The 17,616-nt window shown below is 69.9% G+C and carries 7 protein-coding genes; 2 read left to right on the top strand and 5 right to left on the bottom strand.

Features of this window, described 5'->3' with window-relative positions; all coding sequences use genetic code 11:
* Positions 1-2,601, bottom strand: a complete 2,601-nt coding sequence (locus tag AC3A46_RS14370) for a penicillin acylase family protein (protein WP_487665801.1) — start codon at positions 2,599-2,601, stop codon at positions 1-3.
* Between the two features lie 233 nt (positions 2,602-2,834).
* Here AC3A46_RS14370 and AC3A46_RS14365 point away from each other — a divergent pair, with 233 nt between their 5' ends.
* Positions 2,835-3,176: a hypothetical protein gene (locus AC3A46_RS14365; RefSeq protein WP_387142619.1), complete on the top strand. Its 342-nt coding sequence runs from the start codon at positions 2,835-2,837 to the stop codon at positions 3,174-3,176.
* 94 nt (positions 3,177-3,270) lie between these two features.
* On the opposite strand, the gene AC3A46_RS14360 is transcribed toward AC3A46_RS14365, so the two are convergent.
* The 4 genes from AC3A46_RS14360 to argG all read right to left on the bottom strand — a co-directional run bounded on the left by AC3A46_RS14360 (position 3,271) and on the right by argG (position 8,436).
* The gene (locus AC3A46_RS14360; RefSeq protein ID WP_487665800.1) at positions 3,271-5,124 is read right to left on the bottom strand and encodes a YhgE/Pip family protein; all 1,854 of its coding nucleotides are present in this window, start codon (positions 5,122-5,124) and stop codon (positions 3,271-3,273) included.
* Positions 5,121-5,957 carry a hypothetical protein gene (locus AC3A46_RS14355; RefSeq protein ID WP_487665799.1) on the bottom strand — a complete coding sequence of 279 codons (837 nt, stop codon included), beginning with the start codon at positions 5,955-5,957 and terminating at the stop codon, positions 5,121-5,123. The genes AC3A46_RS14360 and AC3A46_RS14355 overlap by 4 nt, the downstream gene beginning before the upstream one ends.
* Positions 5,954-6,595: a TetR/AcrR family transcriptional regulator gene (locus AC3A46_RS14350; protein ID WP_487665798.1), complete on the bottom strand. Its 642-nt coding sequence runs from the start codon at positions 6,593-6,595 to the stop codon at positions 5,954-5,956. The genes AC3A46_RS14355 and AC3A46_RS14350 overlap by 4 nt, the downstream gene beginning before the upstream one ends.
* A 398-nt stretch (positions 6,596-6,993) precedes the next feature.
* Positions 6,994-8,436, bottom strand: coding sequence for an argininosuccinate synthase (argG, locus tag AC3A46_RS14345; RefSeq protein WP_310286931.1), 1,443 nt, complete (start codon positions 8,434-8,436; stop codon positions 6,994-6,996).
* Positions 8,437-8,611: 175 nt separating this feature from the next.
* Between argG and AC3A46_RS14340 the strand changes: the two genes are divergently transcribed.
* A complete protein-coding gene (locus AC3A46_RS14340) occupies positions 8,612-17,602 on the top strand; it encodes a DUF5979 domain-containing protein (protein WP_487665797.1) in 8,991 nt (2,996 codons plus the stop codon).
* The last annotated feature ends 14 nt before the right edge of the window (positions 17,603-17,616 follow it).

Raw genomic sequence — 17,616 nt, 5'->3', positions numbered from 1 at the left:
TCAGGGCGTCAGCACGAGGGTGTCGGTCGTGGCCGCCTCGACGGCCTCGGGCGTGAACGCCCAGGGCGTCAGCTCCGCCTTCTGCCATGACTCCACCTGGTCGATGTAGTTCGTGTGGAAGGCGTGGCCGCTCTCGCCGGTGAGCTGGTTCCAGCGTGAGGCGTCGAAGTCCGACAGGTCGACGATCATGCGCATGGACGGCACGGTGACGGTCGAGAAGCTCTGGGTCAGATCCCAGCCGGTCGCATTCACGACCGATGAGCCCCCGCCGACCGGGAACGGCCCGCGGTTGAAGAGCCACTCGATCGCGGCGATGCCCGACCTGCCGAAGCTGCCGTTCTCGAGCGGAAGGGCGTGCAGGCCGCCCCAGTTCCACCGCGCGGGACTGTCGCCCTGGGCGTCGACGAGCCGCTCGTACGCGTCGATCGCCGAGCGCTTGAGCATGTCGGTCATGCCGTCCACGCCCAGCTCGTCATTCACCCACCACGGCGACGTCTCGTCGTCGAGCAGGGCGTCCATCACGAGGAACTGACGGCCCTGTCCGGTCATCGGTGCCGCGTTCTCGCGCCCGTCGACGAACACGTTGCCGGCGAGCGTGTCCCACAGCACGTTCGCGTAGGCGGCGGCTGCCGAGTCGGCGCTGCTCTGCGCGTCCCATTCCTGCAGCAGGGCGAGCGCCGCATCCGTCTCATCATCGCCCGTGGTGATGCCGGCGTAGGCGGCGGTGAGGCGCATGCCGATGAAGGAATAGTTGTCGGCCTGGATCGCGTTGAGGTCGTCCGCCGTCACCGGGCCCTGGGCGATCGCCCGCTCGATCAGCTCGGTGATGCGGGCGGCGCGCCAGCCGTAGTCCCAGTCCCGCGTGAGCGGGTACCTGTAGTCCTGCGAGACGATCGCGTTGTTCGCGGTGACGATGTAGCCCTCAGTCGGGTTGTACGAGACCGGAAGTTCCTCGAACGGAATATATCCCTGCCACGCGTACGCCGAGTCCCACCCGGGCTGCGGCATCGAGCCGTCGCCCGCGCCGCGGATCGGGAGCTTGCCCGGCGTCTGGTAGCCGATGTTGCCGTCGACGTCGGCGTAGATGAGGTTCTGCGCCGGCACGTCGAACAGGGCCGCAGCGCCGCGGAAGTCGTCGAAGTCCTTGGCGGTGTTGAGGGCGAAGATGGCGGATGCCGTGGTCCCCGGCTGCAGCGCGGTCCAGCGCAGGCTCACGGCATCGTCGCCCCCGGGTGCGTCGGCGGGCGCCTCGGTGACGGTACCGCCCGTCCCGGTGTACGGCGCTTGCGCGATGGAGGTGAAGTCGTCGGTGAGCCCCGAGACGATCGGCCCGTTCGCCGTGGAGCGCACCTCGAGCTCCACATCCTCGGAGCCCGCGACCTTGAACGTCTCGGTGCGCGTCTGGAGCGGCACGAGGGCGCCGTCGTACCAGTACGAGTCGCCCTCGACCTTCTCGAGGTACAGGTCGGTGACGTCCGTTGTCAGGTTGGTGAGGCCCCACGCGATGCGCTGGTTGTGGCCGATCACGACGCCGGGAAGCCCCGAGAAGCCGAACCCGGCGACGTCGAAGGGGCACTCCTCGCTCACTGTGGAGCACTTCAGCTGGATCTGGTGCCACACGCTCGGCAGCGACGCGCCGAGGTGCGGGTCGTTGGCGAGCAGCGGCATGCCGGTGTCGGTGACGCTGCCCGACACCACCCACGAGTTCGAGCCGATGCCCTCACCGGCGTCGCCGACGAGCTCGCCGACGGCTTCGATCACGCTGCCGACCTCGGTCCACTCGATCGACGAGGTGGACGCGTCCGTCTCGGGGAGGTCGGGAGCCGTGCCGACCGCCGGCACCGTGGAGATCTCGGGAACGATCACCGGGTGCCGATCGAACGGGTACGCCGGGTAGAGCTGGTCGATCTCGGCCTCGGTGAAGTCCGGCGCCATCACCGCGCGCTCGGTCTCGCTCTCGATGTTGCTGCGCAGGTCCCAGGCCATCGCCTTGAGCCAGGCGACCGAGTCGGCCGGCGTCCACGGCTCGATCTCATACTCGGAGTTCTGCAGGCCGAGAACGGCGTACTCGAACGACGCGTCGGCGCCCTGGTGATCGGCGAGGTACGCGTTCACGCCGTCGGCGTAGGCGTCGTAGTACGCGCGCTCGGTGGCATCGAGGGCGTCGACCTCCTGCTCGGCGATGTCGTGCCAGCCGAGGGTGCGCAGGAACTTGTCGGTGCCGAGCTGCGATGCGCCGAACATCTCGGAGAGGCGTCCGCTCGTGACATGCCGGCGGAAGTCCATCTCCCAGAAGCGGTCCTGCGCGTGCACATAGCCCTGCGCGAAGAACAGATCGTGCGACGAGTCCGCGGTGATCGTCGGGATGCCGAGCACGTCGCGCTGCACCGTCACCTCGGCCTCGAGGCCGGGCGCCGTCACTTCGCCGCTCAGCTGCGGGAACGAGCGCTGCGCCGTGTACGTGACGAAGCCCACCGCGATGAGGACGAGCACCACGACGGCCGCGAGGATGCTGAACAGGATGATGCCGATCGTCCTCCCCGCGGACCGGCGATGCACGGTGTCGTCGACGGCGTACGGCGAGGGCTGGGGCTTCGTCATTGAAAGAGCTTTCCGGACGGGGTGGGGGATCCGCGGTGCCGGACACCGCGACATTCGGTGTCACGCGCGTTCGGGTCGCACGGGCACCATTCCGCATGTTAACCCCGAGTCGCGCCTCGCGCCGAATCGCGGGGGATTTTCGCCGCGCGACCGGGCTCTTGTCGGAAGCGCTGCCTGCTGTCAGACTCTTCCCGTCACTGGCCGATCTCAACTGGGGGAGATCCACTATGCCCATGCACACGCGCGCCTCGCGCAGAGCGGCTGCCCTTGCAGCCGCCGTCTCACTCACCGCGGTCGTCGCGCTCGGGAGCGCCGCACCCGCATTCGCATCGAAGCCCGCCGACGGGACGCACAAGGTCGCGTACTGTCATGCGACCCACAGTGCGAAGAACCCGTACGTCTACATCGAGACCGACAAGCTCGCCGTCGTGCGCGCCCACGAGAAGCACCAGGACGACGAAGACATCATCCCGGCCTTCTGGTACGAGCGTCACGGCGAGGTGCTGTGGTTCCCCGGCAACGGGGACGCGTCGCAGATCGGCGACGGCACCTGCGACGGCGGCGGAGTCGGCTGAGAGGCACTGAGAGAACGGATGCTGCGGCCCCGGGCCTGCGCCGAGCGACCGGGCGAGGAACGGCCCGCGGCATCCGTCTCTTCAGCGTGCCCCCTCACCCGATGACGCTCGGCTGCAGGTCGTGCAGGGTGCGGAAGTGGGTCATGCGGGTGACGCCGATCGCCGCGATCGCGCCCGCGCCGAGGAGCCAGGCGAGCAGCACGGCGAGGTCGAGCCACACGCGGTCCGCGCTGCCGCCGTACATGACCTGGCGCATCGCGTCGACGACGTAGCCCATGGGCAGCACATGGTGCAGCGCCGCCAGCGGCGCGGGCAGCGTCTGCCACGGGAACGTCCCGCCGGCGGTCACGAGCTGCAGCACCATGAGCACGAGGCCGAGGAACTGCCCGACCGAGCCGAGCCACACGTTGAGCGCGAGCACGATCGCGGCGTACGTCGCCGAGGCGAGCAGCAGGATGCCGAGGGTCGGGAGCGGGTGCGCGAACGAGAAGCCGAGCGCGAGCGAGAGCACGCCGAAGAGGCCGATCATCTGCACGCCGCCCAGGAGGGCGGGGGTGGCCCACCCGGCCAGCGTGATGCGGATCGGCGAGTGCAGCGCGGTCACCGCGCGCTTCGAGACCGGCTTGACGATGAGGAACAGGGCGTAGATGCCGATCCAGCCGGCGAGTGCCGCGAAGAACGGCGCGAGGCCGGCGCCGTAGTTCTGCGCCTGCGTGAGCGACGAGCGCTCGACCTCGACGGGGGCGGCGAGGGTGTCGGCCTGCGCGTGGCGGGTGTCGGCGTCGTACGACGGCAGCTGGGCGGCGCCCGCGGAGAGCCCGTCGCGCAACTGCGTCGCGCCGTCTTCGAGCTGATCGAGCCCGCTGTCGAGCGTCGCCGCGCCATCGCGCAGCTGGGCGGCGCCGTCAGCGGCCGTGGCCGTGCCTGGGGCGAGCGTGGACGACCCTGCCGCGACGGATGCTGCTCCCGCCGAGACCTGCTGCGCGCCGGAGTTCAGCCGGTCGATCTGTGCGACGGCTCCCTGCACGCGGTCGTCGACGGCATCGAGCCGCTCGCCGACCGGGTCGAGCGCGGCGAGCACCTCATCGATCCGGGCCTGGTCGAGGCCGGCCTCACCGAGCTTCGCGGCGATGTCGTCGCGCACCTGCGGCAGTGCCGAGATCGCGGACGAGGATGCGGCGCCGATCCGATCGGCGATGGCGTCGAGCTCTGCGGTGCCTCCGGCGACCTGGGACGCGCCGTCGGCGACCTGCGCCGCGCCGGCGGAGAGCTGGGCGGCACCGTCGCGCAGCTGTGCGGTGCCGTCTGCGAGCTCGCCCGCACCGGAGGAGAGCTGCGACGCGCCGTCGTCGGCCTGCGCAAGACCGTCGACCAACTGGGAGGCGCCGGTGGCAGCATCCGTCAACTGCACGCGGATGGTGTCGAGGGCGTCGAGCATCGTCAGACCCGCCTCGGCCACGACCTTCTCGGTGATCGTCGCCTGGATGCGCTCGACCGCCTGCGTGCCGATCGTCGAGGCGAGGTAGTTGTTGGCGTCGCTGGTGCGCAGCACGATGTCGGCCGTGCGAGGCTCGCCGGTGGTGATCGACGCGATGGCCGCCGTGAAGTCGGCGGGCAGCTCGATCGCGAAGTCGTCGTCACCCTCGTCGAGGCCGGCGTCGGCCTCGTCGGCGGTGGCGAGGTGCCAGTCGAAGGTGCCGTCCTCGATGAGCTCCCGCGCGACCTCGTCGCCGAGATTGCGTTCGGCGCCGTTGAGTTCGGCGCCGGTGTCGGCGACGACGAGCGCCACCGGCACCTGGTCGAGCTGGCCGTACGGGTCGCGGTTGGCCCACAGGTACAGTCCGCCGTAGAGGATCGGCACGACCATGAGGGCGATCAGCGCGATGAGCGACATGCGTGTCGACGTGAGCCGCCGGAGCTCGGCGAGGATCATCTGGGGGACCTTCATGCCCGGCTCCCCTTCGTGGCTGCGGTGAGCCTGCGGACACGAGGTCGTCCGATGGTCCGGGGCGTTTCGGCTCGCTTCGCTCGCTCAACGACCGGGAGGGAGGTCCGTCCGGCGATCGGGGGGGAGATCCGTCCGGCGACCGGGAGGGAGGTCCGTCCGGCGACCGGGAGGGAGGTCCGTCCGGCGATCGGGGGGGAGGTACGCGCGGCGATCGGGGGGGAGGTCCGTCCGGCGATCGGGGGGGAGGTCCGTCCGGCAACCGACTCCGACGCCTGGCCCGCGATCACGAGCACCGCGTAGCCACGGACGGCGAAGTCCTCTGCGACCGCCCACCACGCGGCAGGCTCGCCGCCATGACGGTCGGGGGAGACCAGCACGATCGCCTCGACGCCCTTGCGCAGCGCCGCCAGCTCGCACAGCGCGCGCACGCGGGCCGCGGGGTCGACGTTGGAGACGGGAACGGATGCCTCGTCCCCGAGGCCGTGCTCCTCCAGCCAGCGCCGCACCGCGACGGGGTCGGACCGGCGTCCGGCGAACATGAGCTCCTCGGCGGCGACGCCGGCGAGCGTGACGTTGGGCTCGGGCTCCGACACCTCGGGAGCATCCACCAGGGCGACCCGGCGGCGAAGTGCCGAGGCATCCGTCCTGCCGTCCAGCGTCACGGCGCCGGTGTCCGGGCGCATGCGGCCCGACGCGATGAGTCCGAGCACCGTCGGCCGCTGCGCGGTCTCGGCGGCGACGAGCGTCGCGACGCCGGACGCGAAGGTGGCCGAGGTCGCGGGAAGCGCGTGCTCGCGGCGGCCCTTGCCGACCGCATCGAGGACGACCTTCACGCGCTCGCCGCCCCGGGGGCCGCGACGATCTCGGGGTGCTCGTCGAGCAGTGCGTCGGCCTGGCGCCACGACAGCCCGGCGATGCTGAGCACGGCGCGCACCGCGAGGTCGAGGGCGGCCGGCGACGAGGCGTCGATGCGGGTGATGACGGTGCGTGCGGTCTCTTCGACGAGGCGCGCGAGCGTCGGGGCGGCGACGTCGGTGCGCAGCACGTCGGCGTCCTGCCCGTCGCGGACGATCCGCACGACGGTGCGCCGCAGCGGTGCGAGGGCCGTCGCCGTCTCTTCGAGGTGGGCTTCGTCGAGGGCGATCGCCGCGAGCACCTGCACATGCGCGGCCTCGTTCCACAGGGCGGCGGCGAGGCGGGCGAGTGCGACCCGCGCGTCGGCGTCGTCGATCGAGGTCGCGACGGCGTTGAAGCGCGTCGCGCCCTGCGCGACGAGCTCGCGCACGAGGGCGTCGCGGTCGTCGAAGTGCCCGTACAGCGCCCGGCGCGAGAGGCCCGCCTGGCGGGCGATGGCGTCGACGGACGCGCGGGGGTCGTGCGCGAGGGCGACATGAGCCGCGGCGAGGATGCCCGCGCGGTTCTCGAGGGCATCGCGCCGCGGACGACGCGCAGCATCGATCGGGGAGGTCATGCCTCCAGGCTAGATAACTTGCACAAACGTGTGCAAGTTATCGCGGTGACTCACGGGTGAGGTCCAGCTTTCGGCGACTCCACGCCCTCCCCAGCTGCGAAGTCCGGACATCGCACGCGGGAGATTCCCCCGGTTGCGAGCGGGGTCCGGGTTTCGCGGCCTTCTGTACGGAAACGGCTGCGAAGGGTTGCGAGCGGGGTCCGGGTTTCGCGGTTTTCTGTACGGAAACGGCTGCGAAGTCCGGACTTCGCACGCGGGAGATAGCGGCGGGTTGCGAGCGGGGTCCGGGTTTCGCGGCTGTCCGTGCGGAAACGGCTGCGAAGTCCGGACATCGCACGCGGGAGGGGAGGAGGGGGCCGCCAGGCGGAGGGCGCGGCGGGCAGGCGGCGGAGTCCGGGTCAGTCGGTTCCCAGGTCGAACGCGGACGCCTCGTTCGCCGCATCCGTCGCCTCGGCGAGCTCTTCCTGCGCGGCGCTGTAGTTCTCGGCGCGCTCGGTGATCTCGCCGGCCTCGCCCTGCGTGAGGTGACCGACGAGCTCGCCCGTCGCACCGCCGATGAGACCCTTCGACGCGTAGTACTCGAGGCGCACGCGCGAGTCGGCGATGTCGAGGTTGCGCATGGTGAGCTGGCCGATGCGGTCGGTGGGACCGAACGCGGCGTCGCCGACGCGCTCCATCGAGAGCTTGTCGGGGTGGTACGACAGGCGCGGGGCGGTGGTGTCGAGGATCGTGTAGTCCTCGCCGCGGCGCAGGCGCAGCGTCACCGAGCCGGTGATCGTCGAGCCGACCCACTTCTGGATCGACTCGCGCAGCATGAGCGACTGCGGCTCGAGCCAGCGGCCCTCGTACATGAGGCGGCCGAGGCGGCGGCCCTGCTCGTGGTACGTCGCGAGCGTGTCTTCGTTCAGGATGCCGTTGACCAGGCGCTCGTACGCGGTGAACAGCAGCGCCATGCCCGGCGCCTCGTAGATGCCGCGGGACTTCGCCTCGATGATGCGGTTCTCGATCTGGTCGCTCATGCCGAGGCCGTGGCGGCCGCCGATGCGGTTCGCCTCGAACACGAGCGCGACCGGGTCGGCGAACTCGACGCCGTTGAGGGCGACGGGGCGGCCGGCCTCGAAGGTGACCGTGACGTCCTCGGTCTCGATCTCGACCGACGGGTCCCAGAAGCGCACGCCCATGATGGGCTCGACGGTCTCGAGCGAGACGTTCAGGTGCTCGAGGGTCTTCGCCTCATGCGTCGCGCCCCAGATGTTCGCGTCGGTCGAGTAGGCCTTCTCGGCGGAGTCGCGGTAGGGGAAGCCGTGCTCGACGAGCCACTCGCTCATCTCCTGGCGTCCGCCGAGCTCGGTGACGAAGTCGGCGTCGAGCCAGGGCTTGTAGATGCGCAGGGCAGGGTTCGCCAGCAGGCCATAGCGGTAGAACCGCTCGATGTCGTTGCCCTTGTAGGTGGAGCCGTCGCCCCAGATGTCGACGCCGTCCTCCTTCATGGCCCGTACGAGCAGCGTGCCGGTGACGGCGCGGCCGATCGGCGTGGTGTTGAAGTAGGTGCGGCCGCCCGAGCGGATGTGGAATGCCCCGCACGCGAGGGCGCCGAAGCCCTCTTCGACCAGCGCGGGCTTGCAGTCCACCAGGCGCGAGACCTCGGCGCCGTACTCGAGCGCGCGGCTCGGGATCGCGTCGATGTCGTCCTCGTCGGGCTGACCGAGGTCGCCCGTGTAGGTGCAGGGGATCGCGCCCTTGTCGCGCATCCACGCGACGGCGACGGAGGTGTCAAGGCCCCCCGAGAAGGCGATGCCGACGCGCTCGCCGACGGGCAGGGACTGGAGGACCTTCGACATGGACTCCAGTTTAGTGAGGAGGAAGTCGGATGCCGCGGCCGCCGGCATCCGTCCCGCTCCGAGAGGTATCGGTCGGGCGACAATATTCACTCGAGCAACACCTGTTCGGCTGGAACTGCGCGCTGATCTGGCCCTAGGCTGAGGCCCGTTACGTGTTCGCAACGGGGGCCGAAGCATGAAACGTCGTCGGAGTCTTCTCGCGGGCATCACTGCGCTCACTCTGGCTGCGGCCTCGGTGTTCGTGGGTGTCGCCCCCGCCGCTCTCGCGGACGACACGGCGACGTTCTCGATCCAGAAGTCGGCGGTGCAGCCGGGACCCTTCGGGCCCGGAGACAGCGTCACCTACCAGATCGCCGTCAACTGCTCGTCGGCCAATGACGCCGGCTGCTACAACACGCTTCTCAGCGACACCCTCCCGGCGCCGCTGCTGTTCAACCCGGCGAACCCCGACCCGGTGACCGTGCAGATCAGCCCGCCGGCCGGGCAGCCCGAGGGTGAGTACGACCTGGACGTCGACACCGCCGGCGACAGCTTCACCGTCGCCCCGGGCCTGGACACCTCGGTCGACCCCATGCTGTGGCCGGCCGGCTACAGCATGACCATCACCGTCAACGCGATCGTCGACCCGCTCGCCGACGGGACGTGGGACGGTCAGACCGTCACGAACACCGCAAACGTCGACGGCGACAATGCGCCGCCGGCCAGCGCGGATGCCGACATCGTGCTCGACGTCGAGACGACCCTCGAGGCGAAGATCGAGAAGTCCGTCGCCCCGACGAGCGCGATTCCGGCCGTGCCCGGCCAGAGCGTCGACTGGACCGTCACCCCGGGCAACAACTCGAACCAGAACGTGGACACGATCGTGGTCCAGGACCCGGTGAACCCGCCCGGTTCGTTCGGGGGCTACCTCGACGTCACCGACGTCGACATCACCGCGCCGCCGGGCTCGACGGGTCAGACCGTCGAGTACTGGGTGGACCCGGCCGGCTGGACCACGACGCCGCCCGATCCGATCTCCGCTGCGGGCGGTGTGCGGGTGACGTTCACCGGCACGTTCGCCCCCGGGGCGAGCGGCAGCGTGGTCGTGCACACCGAGACCAACGACACGGTGACGGCGATTCCCGACCAGACCGACGTGACCGTCAGGAACGACGCGTCGTCGACCGTGTCGAAGGGCGGGACCACCAGCGATCCGGTGACCGACGACGCGAGCGTCACGATCGCACAGCGTGATCCCGACGTCTCGATCGAGAAGTCCTTCGGCGACAACACGCTGGTGAGCGGCCAGAGCACGACCGCGAACCTCACCGCGACGGTCGGTGCTCAAGACGTCCAGACCCTCACCATCACCGAGCCGTCGGCGGGCAGCCCCTCCTTCACGGATCAGGGACTGTCGTTCGACGGCTTCGGGGCCGGGCTCGCGTGGCCGGTGGCGGCGACCGCGGCGGAGATCACCTACACGTACTCCGACTGCCCGTCGAGCACGGCATCCACGACGACCGTCGACACCCTGCCCGACCCCGACCAGGGATGCACGGTCGAGGGCTTCACGGTCGTCTTCTCGGCGGCCGGCGACGACATCGTCTCGGGCGCCTATGCCACGCTGCCGGTCGATGTCACGGCGCTGCCGACAGACGTGCCGGTCTCCAGCACGAACGTCGTCGACACCGGGGTCGAGAACACCAACGGACAGACCGGCACCGATGACGCCGAGGCGCCGTTCACGGTCGACCCGCTCACCCTCGACACGAGCGTGACGAAGACCATCACGCCGTCCGACATCTGGGGCGTGCCGGGCACGCGGGCCGACATGACCCTCACCGGCAATGTGACGCCCGAATCGAATGCCGGTTCGGAGAAGCTCGTCATCTCGGACCCGGCCGACCCGTCCGGCGACACCGAGTTCTGGGACAACTTCACCGCCACCGACATCAGCAACACCGACATCCCCGATTGCACGACCCTGACGGTCCGGTACTGGCCGAAGTCGACCGACGGTCCCTGGACGGACCTCCCCGGGGCGACGGCGATTCCCGGCCCGCAGGCGCTCTGGTCCTACCAGATCCCCGCCGACCTGCAGGACGACATCGGCGGCATACAGTTCGAGTACGACCCGTCGGGTGCATCGGGATGCCCCGCACTGCTGCCTCCGGGATTCACCGTGGTCACCCATGTCGGCGTCGAGGTGACCGAACCCCACGACACCGAGGCGACGTACACCAACACGGCGCAGTCCCTCGTCGACAACCCGGACGCGGGCGGGGAGCACACCGCCACTGATCAGGACGACATCCACCTGCGGCCGATCGACGACGGCGGCGTCGGCGCGGACTTCCTCGACAAGCAGTGGCTGCAGGACGACGTGCCCGCGCTCTCGGCAGGGGTGCGGACGGCGAGGCTGCTGTGGTCGACGGACGGACTCAACATCAGCGAGATGACGCTGACCGATATCTCCGAGACGGTGGATCCGGCCGCCACGGCGGCATCGGTCTACGACGCCTTCGACCTCGTCGCGATCCGTCCGATCACGCCCACCACCGACCCGCTGATCGTGAACGCCGAGATCACCGAGGTCTCGCTGTACCTCGACGGGCTGGGATGGACCGACATCACCGCGCAGGCGTGCGCGGGCGGCTGCGACGGGCAGTTCGGCGGCTACTCCCTCAGCGGCCCGCAGAGCGCGAGCGCGCTCGCGGTGCGCATCGTCTTCTCCGAGAAGGTGGCGGGCGCGGGTGTGGGCACGTCGTACGACCGGCGCCCGGTGGATCTCGACTTCCGCGTGCGCGACACGCTGCGCAGCGACCCGACGCAGTTCGTGCTCGGCGACCTCCACCCGTACACCTACAACACCGTCGACCAGGGGCTGGTCGACAACACCGCCAGCGCGCACGGAGTCAACACGGCCACCGATGTCGACAGCGTCGACGTCGCCGACGACACCATCCTCATCGTCGACCAGCCGATCAACGCCACGCTCACCAAGCAGTTCGACCAGGATGCGCTCGGTCTTCCCGATCCCACGCTCGGCGTCGATCCGGCTGACTACCCCCTGATCACCGGCACGCTCGTCGCCGAGAACACGTCGGCGGCCCGGGTGACCGGCATGGTGATCACCGACCCGGATCCGGCGCAGGCCGCCCCGACGGCGTTCGACACGCTGAACCTCTACGACATCGACTCGATCCAGCTCCCGTCCGGCATCACGCAGGCCGAGACGACCGTCACCCTCACCCGGGGCGCCACCCCCACCGACTACACGTACGCCGAGGCGCTCGCACTCACCGCCGCGGACCTGGCCGATGTGACCGGGGTCTCCGTGGCGTTCCGCGACAACGCCGGCGGTGCCGTGATCCCCACCGGCGGCAAGGGGGGCATCACCCTCACGTGGCAGCTGCGCGAGGTGCTGCGCTCCGACCCGAGCACCCCGGTCGACGTCACCGCGCCGGGCGAGAGCATCGAGAACGATGCGAGCACGCAGCTCGAGAGCCCTGTGCTCACGGACTGCGCGGACAACCAGTGCGGCACCGGTGCCGCCACGGCGAACGACGACTTCCAGATCGTCGACGCGAGCTACACGATCACGACGACGAAGGCGATCACGCCCGAGTCGGTCTACGAGGACCAGTCGAAGGACTACGTGACGCAGCTCGGGGGCCGCCCGAACGGCACGGCGCGCGCAACCTTCTTCAGCCTCACGGACACCACGCCGACGTTCTGGAACACGATGGACTACACGGGGGCGCAGATCACCGTGCCCGCCCCCGTGAACCGGGTCGCGATGGACGTGCTCGTCGACGACGACGCCGGCAGCGACGTGGAGTACACCGAGACGGCCGGCGTGCTGGAGGCGACCTGCAACGGCGCGCCGCTGACGGACTCCTCGCCGTGCTGGGCGGACGGCGACTGGGTCGCTGCCAACCCCGGTCAGACCGTCGTCTTCGACCTGCCCACCGGCGTCACCGAGAAGGGCACGGTCGTCGGCGTGCGGTTCCGCGCCCAGCAGGTCGACGGCGACGGGAACGTGCTCCAGTGGGAGCGGCCGTACAACCCCCAGCTCACGTTCGCGCTTTCGACGACCCGCCGCGACTTCCTCCGCAGCGACCCGTCGGTCCAGGTGTCGACGACCCGCCCCGACCTCTCACCGAACCCCGGCGAGACGTCGCTCGGAGTGATCAGTGACGACGTGCAGTCCTCCAGCACGGCGCAGTTCGGCGCCCAGACGTTCGCGGCGACCGGTGAGGCGGCCGACACGACCGTCGTCCTGCATCGGCCGAACGCGGTGAAGGTCACCAAGACGCGCGGGTCGTCGGCGCTCGTCAGCCAGTCCGGCGCGATCCCCTACGTCATCACCGTCACCAACACCGGCCAGTGGAACATGACCGGACTGACCGTCGTCGATCAGGTGCAGACGGATGCCGAGGGCTCGCTGCTCGTCGAGCCCGACCCGACCGCGTACACGTTCGCGCTGAGCGGGTCCGGGGCTCCGAGCGGCGACCCCGGGTTCACGGCATCCCTCGACGAGACCACCGGCGTGCTCACGATCCAGTCTCCCGCCGACTTCGTGTTCAACGCGGGCTGGACGCTCAGGGTGAACGCGCCTCTGCTCTTCCGGGATGACGTCACCCCCGACATGACGGTGTCGAACGAGGTCACCGTCTCGTCGGACCGCCTGTTCGAGACCTGTGAGGGCACGACGGTCGTGAACGGCGAGGACCTCTGGCCCAAGCCGATCGAGAACACGCCCCCCGGGGTGCCGGACTGCTCGGCCGACACCTCGGTCGCGCCCATCGCGATCGCCACGATCGCCGCCAAGAAGTACGTCAAGGGTGACGGCGCCGGAGACCCGGCGACCGACGACGACGACCTCGGCGTGCTGAACGTGAACGGCGACGGCAGTGCCTGCGACCCGAGTCTGCCCGGTGTGCTCAACGAGGGCTTCTATTCGTACCCCTGTGCGCCGGTCACCCGGCCCGGCGGTGAGGAGACGTGGCGTCTGGACTTCACGAACGCCGGCAACACCAGTGCGCGGGTCATCGCCGCGCTCGACGTCCTCCCCTCCGTGGGCGACCAGGGCGTCATCGTGCCAGGTGGCCGCGGGTCGCAGTTCCCCGTCACCGTGAGCGGCCAGCTGGACGCCAACTTCGGTGAGCTCGCGGACAGCGCCTACCTCACGGGCGGCATCCTCATCTCGCCGTTCGAGCTGAGCCAGTCGTGCAACGCGAACGCGATCCGGGTGTGGACCGAGGGCGCGGACCCGCTTCCCGAATGCGACTTCCAGTGGCAGCGGTCGGACGAGAGCACGCCTGCGCAGCTCGCGGCGATGCGCAGCTTCATGATCGTGCTGATGTACGACAACACTGACGGCGTGTCTCCCGCACCCGGCCTGCGGCCCGGCGAGACCCTGCGGATCACCTACAACACGGTCACGCCGTACGTGCTGCCGCCGGCCTCGGCCGACCCGGAAGGCCTGCCGGTCGCGTACAACTCCTTCGCCACGGCATCCCGCTCCAACGCGACCGTGACCCAGCCGGAGCGCCCGTCGCTGATCGTCGAACCCCAGAAGGTGGGGGTTGCGGCCGCGACCGGTCAGCTGTTGCTGTCGAAGGAGGTCGACGCGCCCGAATTCGCGACCGACGTCGATCTGCCCGACAGCTACCCGCTTCTGGTGACCTGCACCTCGGGCGGGCAGCCGGTCACGCTGCAGCACGCGGACGGCAGCGACGCGAGTCGCCCGTCCGTCGATGCCGACGGGACAGTCCTCGAGTACAACAGCATCACCGGGCCGGTGAACCTGCCGCTGTTCTCGACGTGCACGGTCGTGGAGGATCCGGCGATCCCCGGAGTGACCGTGACCGTCGACCCCGAGGACGGCGTGATCGCCGACCGGGACTGGAGCGACGAGCCTGCTGTCTGGAACGCCTACTCCGGCGACCCCGAGCAGTCCTCCATCCAGATCACCAACGTCTTCGCGGCCGGCGGGTTCACCGTCGAGAAGTCCGTCGACAACGGCGGTGCAGAGAACCAGGACGGCGACCCGATCGTGTACGAGCGCACGTACACGTTCGAGGCGAGCTGCATCTACCTGGGCCAGGAGACGATCCCCGAGGCCGACCGCGTGTTCACGCTCGCCGATGGCGGGTCGAAGGCGTTCTCCGGCATCCCGGCGGGCGCCGAGTGCACCGTGACCGAGACGGATGACGCGGGCGCCGGTTCCACGACGGTCGTGGTGACCGAGGACGGCGTCGCGGGCGACGAGGAGGCGACGGATGAGGCAACCTTCACCGTGCTCCCGGACGACGATGGCTCGACCACGGCGCTGACGGTGGTCGGGTTCGACAACATCTACACGGTCGGAGCCGTCGAGGTCACGAAGGTGATCGCGGGCGCGGGTGGCGACGCGTGGGGCGACGCCACCTTCACGGTGGAGATGACGTGCACGCTCGACGGCGTCACGCCGAACCCCGTCTACGAGAGCTCCACGACGCTCAGCCGCGACGACCCGACCTGGCTCGTGACGGGTCTGCCGACCGGCGCGGAGTGCACGATCACCGAATCGGAGGATGGCGGCGCGAACTCCAACAGCGGCACCGCCACCGTCACCGTCGGCGACGACCCCGAGGTTCCCGTCCGGGCCGATGTCACCAACATCTTCACGGTGGGCTCGCTGCAGGTGGAGAAGGAACTCGACGGCGCCCCGGCGAACGCGCTCGATCCCGCGACCACGGACGAGTATGAGGTGAGCCTGTCGTGCACCCGCGAGGTGAATGGAGACACGGTCGACGTCCCCATCCCCGGTGGCGCGACGCGCACGATCACCGGAGCCGGCACCGCGCTGTACGAAGGTCTGCCGACCGGTGCGCTGTGCACGGTGACGGAGACCGATCCCGGTTTCGCGACCGGTGACGTCCAGATCAGCCCTGAGCAGCCGGTCGAGATCGGCGAAGGTCAGACCCCCGTGGTCGTGACCGTGACGAACGTCTTCGAGAACGGCTCCGTCTCGGTCGAGAAGCTCGTCGACGCGCCCGACGGGTTCCCCGTCCCGGCCGAGTTCACAGCGACCGTCTCGTGCACCTGGCAGGGCGCCGATGTGCCGCTGGACAACGGCGGCGTGGTGACGATCGTGCCCGGCGAGGCTCCGGTCGTGATCCCCGACGTGCCGGTCGGCTCGATCTGCACGGTGGAGGAGGATGACTTCGGTCAGGACGCCACCACGGTCACGCCGACGTCGATCACGGTCGACGAAGGCGACCAGACCTTCGCGTTCGAGGTGGAGAACACCTACGAGTGGGCCTCGCTCGAGGTCGGCAAGCTCGTCGAGTCCGACTCGCCGTTCGTGCCGACGCAGTTCGAGTTCCATGTGGTCTGCACCTTCCAGGGCGAGACCGTCGTGGACGAGACGTTCACGCTCGATGCGAACGAGACCGAGACGATCACCGACATCCCTGCGCGGTCGGAGTGCACGATCACCGAGACCGACGACCGCGGAGCCGACGACACGATCACCGAGGCCAATGTCCCGGGTGCCGAGGGTCCGCTCGCGCCGCAGATCGATCAGGAGACGCGCACGGTCGTGATCCCGGAGCTCCAACCCGACAGCACGGCGGTGGTGAACACCGTGACGTACACCAACCTGTACGACGCGACCGCGCTTCTGCTGGTGAAGGAGTTCGAGGGCGGCGGGGCCGACCAGTTCGGCCTCGACCGCACGTTCACGTTCAGGTACGCGTGCGCCTTCGCCGGGGAGGTGGAACTGTCGGGTGAGGTCGAGCTGAACGCCGCGAACGGCTGGAGCTCGCCGGTCACCGATGTCATCGCCGGTTCGTTCTGCGCTGTCGAGGAGGTCGATCTCAACGGCGCCGACGCTGTCGTCATCACTCCGAACGACGGTGTGAACACCGCCGTCGGCACCGGAGTCATCCCGGCCGATGGCGGCCTGGTCACCGTGACCGCGACGAACTGGTACCTCACCGGTTCGGTGGAGGTCACGAAGACGTTCGCCGGCGACGGCGCCGAGAAGTTCGGCACGGCTGCCTACGAGCTGCGGCTGCGCTGCGTCCGCGAGGGCGAGCTCGTCGACATCCCGGGCGGGAACATCCGCATGGTGAGCGCCGACTCTCCGACGGCGCTGTGGGAGAACCTTCCCACCGGCGCGGAGTGCACGCTGGTGGAGGTGGACGACGCCGGGGCGAACTCGACCGAGATCCTCGACGAGGACGGCGATGTCGTCGCCGGCGATGGTGCGGGATACACCTTCACGGTCGAGACCGACCCGACGAACCTCACGGTCGATGACCAGCCGCAGCCGGGCCTCGAGGTGCGCAACACCTTCAACTTCGCCCAGGTCGCGGTCACGAAGACCGTGGACGACAGCGGCGCGGTGGACGCGAACGGCGACCCGGTCGTGTACGGCCCGTTCGAAGTGACGCTCGCCTGCGTATGGAACGAGCAGCAGGTCACCGCCGCCGAGCCGATGACGCAGGCGATCGCCGACGGCGAGACGGTGACGTGGACCGAGCTGCCCGAGGACGCCGAGTGCACCGTCACCGAGACGGACACCGCGGGCGCGGAGTCGACGACGCTCGTGGTCACGCAGGGCGGCGAGACCGGCGACCCGCAGACCGCGACGACCACGCCGCTCGAGCCCCTTCCGAACACGGATGCGGAAGACCAGACGTCAGTGGCGATCACCAACACGTTCGGGGTCAGCGCGCTGAGCATCTCGAAGATCGTCGACGGGACGGGGGCATCGAGTGTGACGCGCACGTTCCCGGTGGACGTGACCTGTGTGCTCGTCGATGCCTCGCACCCCGATCCGGGGCTCATCGTCCGCGAGGCCTCGTACGACATCGGCGGTCCCGACCGCCTCACCGCGGAGATCGAGAACCTGCCTGCCGGCAGTGAGTGCACCGTGACCGAGACGGATGCCGGCGATGCCGCGCAGACCACGATGACCGTGAACGGCGAGGAGCAGCTGGGCACGACCGGCTCGGTGACACTCGCGTCGGGCCAGGTGTCGATCGTGTTCACGAACACGTTCATCGCCCCGCTGCCGCCCACCGGTCTCGAGGGGCGAGCGATGGTGATCGCGCTCGCCGCCGGGTTCGCGGTTGTCGCGGCGGGTGTGGTGCTGGTGCTCGCGGCGATGCGTCGGCGGCGGCTGAGCTGAGCGACAGGGACAGC

The organism is Microbacterium sp. Soil_C_42, assembly GCF_057656735.1.
This window is presented reverse-complemented; position numbering and strand designations above follow the sequence as displayed.